Source organism: Pseudomonas sp. NPDC089392, assembly GCF_044749595.1.
Taxonomy (GTDB): Bacteria; Pseudomonadota; Gammaproteobacteria; order Pseudomonadales; family Pseudomonadaceae; genus Aquipseudomonas.
In genome coordinates, this window is record NZ_JBIVIF010000062.1 from 19192 (window position 1) to 29807 (window position 10616).

At 63.1% G+C, this 10616-nt stretch carries 11 protein-coding genes; 3 read left to right on the forward strand and 8 right to left on the reverse strand.

Translation table 11 applies throughout. From position 1 onward, the window contains the following. Nucleotides 1–69 precede the first annotated feature (69 nt). The 6 genes from ACIP1G_RS29870 to hemJ form a co-directional block, all read right to left on the reverse strand. On the reverse strand, nucleotides 70–1110 hold the full coding sequence (locus ACIP1G_RS29870) for a DUF2157 domain-containing protein (protein WP_400743793.1): 1041 nt from the start codon (nucleotides 1108–1110) through the stop codon (nucleotides 70–72). A gap of 10 nt (nucleotides 1111–1120) precedes the next feature. Further along, nucleotides 1121–1768, reverse strand: coding sequence for a 2-polyprenyl-3-methyl-6-methoxy-1,4-benzoquinone monooxygenase (gene coq7, locus ACIP1G_RS29875; protein WP_400743795.1), 648 nt, complete (start codon nucleotides 1766–1768; stop codon nucleotides 1121–1123). A gap of 65 nt (nucleotides 1769–1833) precedes the next feature. Continuing rightward, a complete protein-coding gene (locus ACIP1G_RS29880) occupies nucleotides 1834–2172 on the reverse strand; it encodes a histidine triad nucleotide-binding protein (protein WP_400743798.1) in 339 nt (112 codons plus the stop codon). Between the two features lie 63 nt (nucleotides 2173–2235). Continuing rightward, nucleotides 2236–3018, reverse strand: a complete 783-nt coding sequence (locus ACIP1G_RS29885; protein WP_400743804.1) for an SDR family NAD(P)-dependent oxidoreductase — start codon at nucleotides 3016–3018, stop codon at nucleotides 2236–2238. Between the two features lie 67 nt (nucleotides 3019–3085). Beyond that, nucleotides 3086–4042, reverse strand: coding sequence for an NAD(P)H-dependent flavin oxidoreductase (locus ACIP1G_RS29890; protein ID WP_400743807.1), 957 nt, complete (start codon nucleotides 4040–4042; stop codon nucleotides 3086–3088). A 28-nt stretch (nucleotides 4043–4070) separates the two neighbouring features. After that, nucleotides 4071–4496, reverse strand: a complete 426-nt coding sequence (gene hemJ / locus ACIP1G_RS29895) for a protoporphyrinogen oxidase HemJ (protein ID WP_400743810.1) — start codon at nucleotides 4494–4496, stop codon at nucleotides 4071–4073. Nucleotides 4497–4638: 142 nt separating this feature from the next. Between hemJ and argC the strand changes: the two genes are divergently transcribed. Beyond that, complete coding sequence (gene argC / locus ACIP1G_RS29900; protein ID WP_016715798.1) at nucleotides 4639–5673, forward strand: N-acetyl-gamma-glutamyl-phosphate reductase; 1035 nt, start codon at nucleotides 4639–4641, stop codon at nucleotides 5671–5673. Nucleotides 5674–5819: 146 nt separating this feature from the next. After that, on the forward strand, nucleotides 5820–6170 hold the full coding sequence (erpA, locus tag ACIP1G_RS29905) for an iron-sulfur cluster insertion protein ErpA (protein WP_003255511.1): 351 nt from the start codon (nucleotides 5820–5822) through the stop codon (nucleotides 6168–6170). Nucleotides 6171–6231: 61 nt separating this feature from the next. Here the strand turns inward: erpA and ACIP1G_RS29910 are convergent, their stop codons facing one another. Further along, complete coding sequence (locus tag ACIP1G_RS29910) at nucleotides 6232–7323, reverse strand: anhydro-N-acetylmuramic acid kinase (protein ID WP_400743812.1); 1092 nt, start codon at nucleotides 7321–7323, stop codon at nucleotides 6232–6234. A gap of 3 nt (nucleotides 7324–7326) precedes the next feature. Beyond that, nucleotides 7327–8751: a peptidoglycan DD-metalloendopeptidase family protein gene (locus ACIP1G_RS29915; RefSeq protein ID WP_400743815.1), complete on the reverse strand. Its 1425-nt coding sequence runs from the start codon at nucleotides 8749–8751 to the stop codon at nucleotides 7327–7329. Nucleotides 8752–8964: 213 nt separating this feature from the next. On the opposite strand from ACIP1G_RS29915, the gene tyrS reads away from it, so the two are divergent. Then, entirely contained in the window at nucleotides 8965–10164 is a 1200-nt protein-coding gene (gene tyrS, locus ACIP1G_RS29920; RefSeq protein WP_400743818.1) for a tyrosine--tRNA ligase, read from the forward strand. The last annotated feature ends 452 nt before the right edge of the window (nucleotides 10165–10616 follow it).

The window sequence follows — 10616 nt, forward strand, 5'->3', positions numbered from 1 at the left end:
CAGGAAGTACGCGTTCCCCTGTAGGAGCGGCCTTGTGTCGCGATGGGCTGCAAAGCAGCCCCAACAATATCAGCTACGAAGCGCCGGCAGTGCAGCCCGCACCCACTCCGGCAAGCAACCCCGCATCACCTGGCTCAGCCGCACCCGCCGCTTCTGGTAAACCAGCCCCAACCAGATAACCCCAAGCCCGATCAAGGTCACCACCACCGGGAACAGCAGCGAATCGGCAAACACCTCGTACGACAGGTACCCCAGGTAAGCCGCCACCCCCAGCGCTCCGAACACCATGAACACCGGCCGGCGCAGCAGCACTGCCATGCCCATCAGCGCAATGTTGATCAGGCAATACAGGGCCTTGCCCAACTCGCTGCCACTGTCCAGTAACGTCAACCCGCCCCAGAATGCCGCCAGGCCAGCCAGGTATCCCCAGCGGGCGTAATCCTCGCGTGTGCGACCGTCCACCAGCAGGAATACCACCAGCATCCCTAGCCCGAACCACAGCGAAACCTGGCGCCGCTGCTCCCAGCTGAACGGCGAGCCGAACACCCATTCGCTCAGGTCCATCGACATGAACCACAAGGCCACGGCAATCGGCATGACAATGAACGGGTAGGGGATCAGCCGCAACATCAGCAACCCGGCAACTACCGTGGCCACTTCCATCGCCAGCCAGCCGCCCTGCACGTAGGTGTAGTAATGATGGTAGTTCGCCTGTGCGTCATCCAGTGGCCACCAGCCGGCCAGGCGCTCGATGGCGAATACCGCCAGGGGCACGATACTGACTGCGACCGCTGCCAGCACTCCGGCGGCTACAGGCTGGGCGCGACGTTGCAGGTTGAGGGCGAACAAGGTGATCAACAGGATGTACAGGCTGGAGATGGCCAGCAGTGCGCCGTCGCCGATGCTCATCCAGGCGTCGGTGAGCAACCAGCCCATGGCCGCCATGATCAGCATGGCGCCAAAGTAGAACGCGACATGGGCCAACTGGAAGCTGCCGTGTGCTGCCGGCTGCTGGCGCAGGAAGGCCAGCAGGGCCTGGTCCTGGCCCGGCTGGAGGATGCCGGCTTGCACGGCACGCGCCAGGTCCTTGGCGTCGAAACGGTCCGTCATGGTGATGCCTTCAGATACGGTAGGTGCTCTTGGTCATGACCTTGGCCAGCAAGCTCATGCCAAAACGAACCGGGGCGGGGAAGCGATAACCGCCTGCTTCCAGGGCAGACTCGGCGTGCTGTTCTTCATCGACGCGCATTTGCTCGAGAATGGCGCGGGACTTTTCGTCTTCGTGCGGGATCTGCTCCAGGTGCTCATCGAGGTGCTTGCACACCTGGTGCTCGGTGGCGGCGACGAAGCCCAGGCTGACCTTGTCGCTGACCAGCCCGGCGAGTGCGCCGATGCCGAACGACATGCCGTAGAACAGGGGGTTGAGCACGCTCGGGTGGCTGTTCAGCTGGCGGATGCGCTGTTCGCACCAGGCCAGGTGGTCCACTTCTTCCTCGGCGGCATGCTCCATGGCCTTGCGCACTTCGGGTAGCTTGGCAGTCAGGGCCTGGCCCTGGTACAGCGCCTGGGCGCAGACTTCACCGGTGTGGTTGATGCGCATCAACCCGGCAACATGGCGGGCCTGCTGCTCGTCCAGGTCTACATCTGGCTGGACAATGGCCGGCGAGGGACGGGCGGGTTGGCCGCTGAAGGGCAGCAAGGTGCGCATGGCGGTATCGGCCTGCAGCAACAAGCGGTCGAGCGGCGAGTAGTGACGTTCGGTAGCCATCGGGCACCTCCGCAAGAATGTGCCCGACAGTTTACCGCAATAGCGGCGGGGTCGCTTGCCGTGGATCAGCCCGGTGGCCAATGCATCTGGCGCTGGCCAAGCACGTGCATGTGGATGTGGTAGACGGTCTGGCCGCCTTTCGGGTTGCAGTTCATGACCACGCGGAAGCCTTCCTCGCAGCCTTGCTCGATGGCCAGGCGCTGGGCGGTGAACAGGATATGGCCAGCCAGGGCCTTGTCCTCTTCGGTCAGGTCATTGAGCGTACGGATGTGCTTTTTCGGGATGACCAGAAAATGTACCGGCGCTGCGGGTGCAATGTCCTTGAAGGCCAGGACCTGGTCATCTTCGTAAATGATATCCGCCGGGATTTCCCGGTTGATGATTTTGAGGAATAGATCGTCCACAGCACTTGCTCCATGGTGAGGGTCGGGCCGAGTGTACTCAGCCGGGCGCCGCTCGCCCAGTGGCTATTCCATGCCGACTGGGCAATAGCGGCGGTGAATGGCCCCGGCCAGCTTGCGCACCAGCCAGCGCGGCAGCAGGCGAGGCGCGAATGCCAGCCAGCGGTTGCGCCGGCCTGGCATGATCAGGGCGCGGTTCTTGCCCAGGGCACGGACAGTGTACAGCGCCACTTCTTCGGGGCTGAGGCAGCGCGGCTTGCCATCCAGGCGGGCAATGCGCCGGCGTGCAGAGCGCACCGGGCCGGGGCACAGTACCGAGACCTTGATACCGGCGGGCTTGAGCTCTTCGCGCAGGGCCTGGGAAAAGTTCAGCACGTAGGCCTTGCTGGCGGCATAGGCGGCCATCCACGGGCCGGGCGCTACCCCGGCAAGGCCAGCGACGTTGAGAATCTGCCCGCCACCTTGCACCGCCATCAGGTTGCCGATGGCGTGGCACAGGCGGCTCAGGGCCAGTACATTGACCTCCAGCAGGTCTTGCTCGTCGGCCCACTCATGGGCCAGGAACGGGCCGTAGGTGCGCTGGCCGGCACAGTTGACCAGCAGGTCGATGCGCCGTTCGCCTTCTTCCAGCTCCAGCACGAAGCCTGACAGGCGCAACGGCTGGCTGAGGTCGCAGGCGCGGAACAGTACCTCGACACCAAAGCGTTGGGTCAGCTCGATGGCTACCGGTTCCAGCGATTCGCGCTGGCGTGCCACCAGGATCAGATTGCGCCCGCGCCGTGCCAGTGCTTCCGCCAGGGCCAGGCCCAGGCCGCTGGAAGCACCGGTGATCATGGCGTAACGGGTCATGCAAGGCTCCTGGGGGCGGAAGAGGGCGCCTAGTGTACAGCTTGCCCGGGTAAGGTGTTGCCTTTTGCTACAAGGCCCGCGCGCGCAATACCTGGCAGCGCTCCAGCGCTTGCTGGTACTCGTTGTGCAAGCGTTCGATCAGCGCACTGGCGTTGGGCAGATCTTCAATTCCGCCGACACCCTGGCCTGCCGACCAGACGGTCTTCCAAGCCTTGGCCTCGTCGTCGATCGGCTTGAGCTTGCCGTGTTCATGGCCGGCTTTCAGGGCGTTCATGTCGTAGCCGGCCTGCTCCAGGCTTGAGCGCAGGAAGCTGGCGGGGATGCCGGATACCGCCGGGGTGTGGATGATGTCGGCGGCGTGGGCACCCAGCAGCATCTGCTTGTAGGCATCCTGGGCCTGGCTCTCTGCGGTGGCGATGAAGCGCGTGCCCATGTACGCCAGGTCCGCGCCCAGCAGTTGCGCGGCCAGAATCTCGTGGCCGTGGTTGAGGCAGCCGGCCAGCAGCAGGGTCTTGTCGAAAAACTGGCGAATTTCTGCGGCCAGGGCGAATGGGCTCCAGGTGCCGGCATGGCCGCCAGCGCCTGCGGCAACGGCGATCAGGCCGTCGACACCCGCCTCGGCAGCCTTCTCGGCATGGCGGCGGGTGGTGACGTCGTGAAACACCAGGCCGCCATAGCTGTGTACGGCATCGACCACTTCCTTTACCGCGCCCAGGCTGGTGATGATGATCGGCACGCGGTGTTCCACGCACAAGGCCAGGTCGGCTTGCAGGCGCGGGTTGGTCGGGTGGACGATCAGGTTCACGGCATAGGGCGCTGGCGCCTGCAGTTGTGCCAGGCCAGCCTCGATCTCTTCCAGCCAGGCCTTGAAACCGGCGCTGTCGCGCTGGTTCAGGGCCGGGAAGCTACCGACCACGCCGCTGGCGCAACAGGCCAGCACCAGCCTGGGGTTGGAGATCAGGAACATCGGTGCGGCAACCACAGGCAGGCGCAGGCGTTGTTCGAGCGAGGCGGGTAGCGACATGGCAAGGCTCCTTGAGCGGGTGGTTATGTCAGAACGGTTTGACCACCACCAGAATTACGATGCCCAGCAGGAACAGCACGGGCACTTCGTTGAACCATCGATAGTAGACGTGGCTGCGGGTGTTGTTGCCGCTGGCGAAGCGCTTGCGCTGGGCACCGCACACGTGATGGTAGCCGGTCAGCAGGATGACCAGGGTCAGCTTGGCATGCAGCCAGCCCTGGCTCAGCCAGCCTGGGTTGAGGTAGAGCATCCAGGCGCCGAACACGTAGGTGGCGATCATTGCCGGGTTCATGATGCCGCGGTACAGCTTGCGTTCCATGGTCACGAAGCGTTCCTGGCTGATGCTGTCCTGGCTCTGGGCGTGGTAGACGAACAGCCGTGGCAGGTAGAACAGGCCGGCGAACCAGCAGACCACGCTAACGATATGCAGTGCTTTGATCCATAGGTAAAGCATGGAGGGAGTTCCTTCAGGTAATCACGGTCGTCAGATAGTAGTGGGCAAGCGCCCGAAGGGTCACTCGAAGAGTTGTTACAGGCGCCTCGCGCCCCTATTATCGTGCGCTTTCCAGACGGCTCGTTGATAAGGGGCAAGCGTTATGATCAAGGTCGGTATTGTCGGCGGCACGGGTTACACCGGCGTCGAACTGTTGCGTCTGCTGGCACAGCATCCACAGGCCGAAGTGGCGGTCATCACTTCGCGCTCCGAGGCGGGCGTGGCGGTGGCGGACATGTACCCGAACCTGCGCGGTCACTATGACGGGCTGGCGTTCAGCGTGCCAGACAGCAAGACCCTGGCCGCCTGCGATGTGGTGTTCTTCGCCACCCCGCACGGTGTTGCCCATGCCTTGGCCGGCGAACTGCTGGCGGCCGGCACCAAAGTGATCGACCTGTCGGCCGACTTCCGCCTGCAGGATGCGACCGAGTGGGGCAAGTGGTACGGCCAGCCACACGGTGCGCCTGAGCTTCTGAAGGACGCGGTGTACGGCCTGCCAGAAGTGAACCGCGAGAAGATCCGCCAGGCGCGCCTGATCGCCGTGCCGGGTTGCTACCCTACCGCCACCCAGCTGGGCTTCCTGCCGCTGCTGGAAGCTGGCCTGGCCGACCCGTCGCGCCTGATCGCCGACTGCAAGTCGGGTGTCAGCGGCGCTGGCCGTGGTGCGGCAGTGGGGTCGCTGTTCTGCGAAGCCGGCGAAAGCATGAAGGCCTACGCGGTCAAGGGTCATCGTCACTTGCCGGAAATTAGCCAGGGCCTGCGCCTGGCCGCTGGCAAGGACATCGGCCTGACCTTCGTCCCGCACCTGACGCCAATGATCCGTGGCATCCATGCCACCCTCTACGCGAATGTTGTCGATACTTCGGTCGACCTGCAGGCGCTGTTCGAGAAGCGCTACGCCGATGAGCCGTTCGTCGACGTGATGCCAGCGGGCAGCCACCCGGAAACCCGCAGCGTGCGCGGCGCCAACGTCTGCCGCATTGCCGTTCATCGCCCGCAAGGTGGCGACCTGGTGGTGGTGCTGTCGGTGATCGACAACCTGGTCAAGGGCGCGTCCGGTCAGGCGGTACAGAACCTGAACATCCTGTTTGGCCTGGACGAGCGCATGGGCCTGTCGCATGCCGGTTTGCTGCCTTAAGCAGCCAGCGTTGGAAAAGGCCCGCGTCGTGCGGGCCTTTTTGTATGTCGCGACTAAAGCCGCACAATTCTTGACCGATTTTCTCGGGAAAGCGGATAATGCGCGTCATCGAGTTTTATGACGGCTACCGCGCCGGGAGAATCTACATGAGCGTCGAAACCTTCACCCCTACCGGTCTGGAGTTCACCCATGGGGCAGCCCAGAAGGTGAAGAACCTGGTCAATGAGGAAGGCAATGAGCGTCTGAAGCTGCGGGTGTTCGTGACCGGTGGTGGTTGCTCGGGCTTCCAGTACGGCTTCACTTTCGATGAAGACGTGGCCGAAGACGACACCATCGTCGAGCGCGAAGGCGTGTCGCTGGTGGTCGACCCGATGAGCTTCCAGTACCTGGCTGGCGCCGAAGTGGACTATCAGGAAGGCCTGGAAGGCTCGCGTTTCGTGATCAAGAACCCAAATGCCGCCACCACCTGTGGTTGCGGGTCGTCGTTCTCGATCTGAAGCCTGGTCCAGAACGAAAACGCCGCGCAATTGCGCGGCGTTTTGCTTTCTGACGTAGCAGCTATGCCGGGTAGATCGCGCCCAGTACGCGCAGGCCCTTGGCAGCAGTGACGCTGGGGCGGTTGGCGGCGATGCCTTCCAGGCAGCAATGGGCCAGCCAGGCGAAGGCCATGGCCTCGACCCAGTCCGGGTCCACGCCATGTGCACCAGTGCTGGCGACACGGGCTTCGGGCAGCAATTGGCCGAGGCGGTCCATCAGCGCACCGTTACGCGCACCACCCCCGCAAACCAGCAGCGCTTCGGTGCCTTGCTGGGCGTTGCTTAGCGAATCGATGATGCTGCGTGCGGTCAGCTCCAGCAGTGTCGCTTGCACATCCTCGTCGCGATACACGGGCAGGCCGGCCAGATGGCCATCTAGCCAGGGCAGGTTGAATACCTCGCGGCCGGTGCTTTTCGGGCCGCTGCCAGCGAAGAACGGGTCGGCCAGCAGTGCGCTGAGCAAATCGGCCTGCACCTTGCCCGAGGCCGCCCAGGCACCATCGGCATCGTAGGCCTGGCCGCGCTTGCGCTCGATCCAGGCATCCAGCAGCACGTTGCCCGGGCCGCAGTCGAAGCCGTGGACCGGTTTGTCGTGCTCGATCAGGCTGAGGTTGCTGAAGCCGCCCACGTTGAGGATTGCCAGGCGTTGGCCAAGGTGGCCGAACAGGGTGTCGTGGAAGGCCGGTACAAGTGGCGCGCCCTGGCCACCGGCAGCCACGTCACGCCGGCGGAAGTCGGCGACCACGCTGATGCCGGTAAGCTCGGCCAGCAGCGCCGGGTTGCCGATCTGCACGGTAAAACCGCGCGCCGGTTCGTGGCGGATGGTCTGGCCGTGGCTGCCGATGGCGCGGATGGCATCGGCCTGCAGCCCTTGGCGGGCCAGCAGTTGGCGGATACCTTCGCCTGCCAGGCTGGCCCAGCGGTTTTCTGCCAGCGCTGCACGCGCGATCTCGTCCGGCCCGCTGCTGCACAGGGCGAGCAATTCCTGGCGCAGATCGGTGGGCATGGGCAGGTAGTGGGTGGCGAGCAGTTCAAGCTGCTCGCCTTGTTCGATCAAGGCAATGTCCAGGCCATCAAGGCTGGTGCCGGACATCACCCCCAGGTAGAGCGCCATGGCTTAGCGCTTGTTCGCTGCGAGCATGGTGGCCTTTTCCTGATCCATGCGGGCGATCAGCGGCTGGCTCTGCTGCAGGAAGCGCTGACGCTCGTTCTTGGCAATCGGGTCGGCCATTGGCACTTTCTGGCTCAGCGGGTCGACGTGAACGCCGTTGACCTGGAACTCGTAGTGCAAGTGCGGGCCGGTGGACAAGCCGGTGGTGCCGATGTAGCCAATGATCTGGCCCTGCTTGACCGAGCTGCCGGTCTTGATGCCTTTGGCAAAGCCCTGCATGTGGCCGTACAGCGTCTTGTAACGGTTGCCGTGCTGGATGATCACGGTGTTGCCGTAACCGCCACGGCGCCCGGCCAGCTCGATGCGGCCGTCACCGGCAGCCTTGATCGGCGTACCACGAGGGGCCGCGTAGTCGACGCCTTTGTGAGCACGGATCTTGTTCAGGATCGGGTGCTTGCGGCCGGCGGAGAAGCGCGAGCTGATGCGGGCAAAGTCGACCGGGGTACGGATGAAGGCCTTGCGCAGGCTGTTGCCGTCGGCGGTGTAGTAGGTGGTATTACCCTGCTTGTTGGTATAGCGCACGGCGGTGTAGGTTTTGCCGCGGTTGGTAAAGCGCGCAGACAAGATGTTGCCGGTGCCGACGACCTTGCCGTCCATCACCTTCTGCTCGTAAACCACGTCGAATTCATCGCCCGGGCGAATATCCTGGGCGAAATCGATGTCGTAACCCAGCACCCGGGCCATGTCCATGGTCATGCTGTGGGACAGGCCGGCGCGCTGGGCCGAAGCCGAAAGCGAGCTCTTGATCACACCGTGGGCATAGGCGGTACGCACCACCGGCTTGCTGATTTCACGGTTGAAGGTGTAGCCCTTGGCGGTCTTGGTCAGGCGAATGGTTTCGAGGTTGCTGACCTTGCTGTGCAGGCTGGCCAGTTGGCCATCCTTGTCGAGTTCGAACTGCAGTACCTGGCCGTGCTTGAGCTGGCTGAACTGCTTGGCCTGCTTGTTACTGGCCAGCAGGTCGTGTACCGCATTGGTCGGCAGGCCGACCTTGGCGAACAGGGTAGACAGGGTGTCGCCACGGGCCACGGTGACTTCGCGGTGGCCTGGCTCTTTGGCGGCTTCGGCGACCGCTTCGGCGGCGGGGGCTGCTGGTTGCTCGGCCTTCTGCGTCTCGGGGGCGGCGCCTTCGACCTGGGCGAATGGCGAGCCTTGCTCGCCTTCGGCTTGTACCAGGGGCGCAGCGCGGGATTCGTCCTTCAACTGCTCGGCAGGGCTCTCCAGTTCGAGGCTGAGGGTGGTTTTCTTGGCTTCCACTTCGCTGGAGGGAAACACCAGCAGGGCCAGGCTGAGCAGGGCGGCGATGCCGCTGGCGGCCAACAGATGGCTTTTCGGATAAAGCTTGGGCGCTTTAGGCGGTTCGTTGGTCATGGGTAAGGTGACTTTGAAAAAGGTGAAATGGAAAAGATGAATGACATGATGAAGATGAAATAACTGTATAAAATATAACCAAATCCATTTTCACGCAAGGGCGCGTAGACGCCGCAAACCCGTGTACGGGTCACATTCCTTTGCGAAACTTGTAATTGACGGCCGATCTTGTATGGTTGGCTCCCCCTGAATCTGAGCCTTGCGGGTTTGTCTATGAAGTCGGTTGAAGAGCAGCTGGCGCTTATAAAGCGCGGTGCGGAAGAAGTACTGGTCGAGTCGGAACTGGTGGAGAAGCTCAAGCGCGGCCAACCTCTGCGCATCAAGGCCGGCTTCGATCCGACCGCGCCTGACCTGCACCTGGGTCACACGGTGCTGATCAACAAGCTGCGTCAGTTCCAGGAGCTGGGGCACCAGGTCATCTTCCTGATCGGTGATTTCACCGGCATGATCGGTGACCCGAGCGGCAAGAGCGCCACGCGCCCGCCGCTGACCCGTGAGCAGGTGCTGGACAACGCCGAGACTTATAAACAGCAGGTGTTCAAGATCCTTGACCCGGCCAAGACCGAGGTTGCGTTCAACTCCACCTGGATGGACAAGCTGACCCCAGCCGACTTCATTCGCCTGGCGTCGCAGTACACCGTGGCGCGTATGCTCGAGCGCGACGACTTCGACAAGCGCTACACCACCAACCAGCCGATCGCTATCCACGAGTTCCTTTACCCGCTGGTGCAGGGTTATGACTCGGTGGCATTGAAGGCGGATGTCGAGCTGGGTGGTACCGACCAGAAGTTCAACCTGCTGATGGGGCGCGAGCTGCAGCGTGCCTATGGCCAGGAAGCGCAGAACATCGTGACCATGCCGCTGCTCGAAGGGCTCGACGGCGTGAAGAAGATGTCCAAGTCGCTGGGTAACTATGTCGGTATCCAGGAAGCGCCGGGGGTGATGTACAGCAAGCTGGTGTCGATCCCGGACACCCTGATGTGGCGCTACTTCGAGCTGCTGAGCTTCCGTTCGATGGAAGAGATCGAGCAGTTCCGTAGCGACGTCGCCAATGGTGCCAACCCGCGTGACATCAAGATCAAGCTGGCGGAAGAGATTGTTGCGCGCTTCCATGGTGAAGAGGCTGCGGCCAATGCTCACCGTGCTGCGGGTAACCGCATGAAGGAAGGCGAGCTGCCGGAAGACCTGCCAGAGATCGAAGTGGCTGCGGCGGAAGACCTGCCGATTGCTGCTGTGCTGAACCGGGCGGGCCTGGTGAAGAACTCGGCGCAGGCGCGGGATCTGCTCAGTGGTGGTGCGGTCAAGGTTGATGGTGCGGTGGTCGACAAGGACTTCATGTTTGTCCTGGGTTCTACTCATGTGTGCCAGGCGGGCAAGAAGTCGTTTGGGCGGGTTACGCTCAAGGCTGAGTGATTGGCTGGGGGTGTAGCTATATAGAAGCGGGGAGGCCGAGAGGTCTCCCCGTTTTGTTTTTGGGGGTTGGGTTTGGTTGTTGATGTTGTGGTTGTGGTTGCGGTGTCAGGTTGGGCGATGGGCCTGTCTATAGATAGTGTTGGGTTTGAGAGGTGTCCGACACAGCACATTCTGCGCCTGTGAGATCGAGCGCCGCCCGCGCGGCGCTTCGCGGGTAAACCCGCTCCTACGTTTGTTTCGGGCCAGTATCGCCTGTGCCTGGCGCGCGCGACCGCCTTGTTTGTACGACGCGATGCCAAGACGGGCACCAAGGCGTCCGCGCGCAAATCCCCCAGGCATAACTGGCCCGAAACAAATGTAGGAGCGGCTTTAGCCGCGAAGCGCCGCGCGGGCGGCGCTCGATCTCATAGGCGCTGATGATGTTGTGGCAGGCACTTGTCGGCCTTGATACG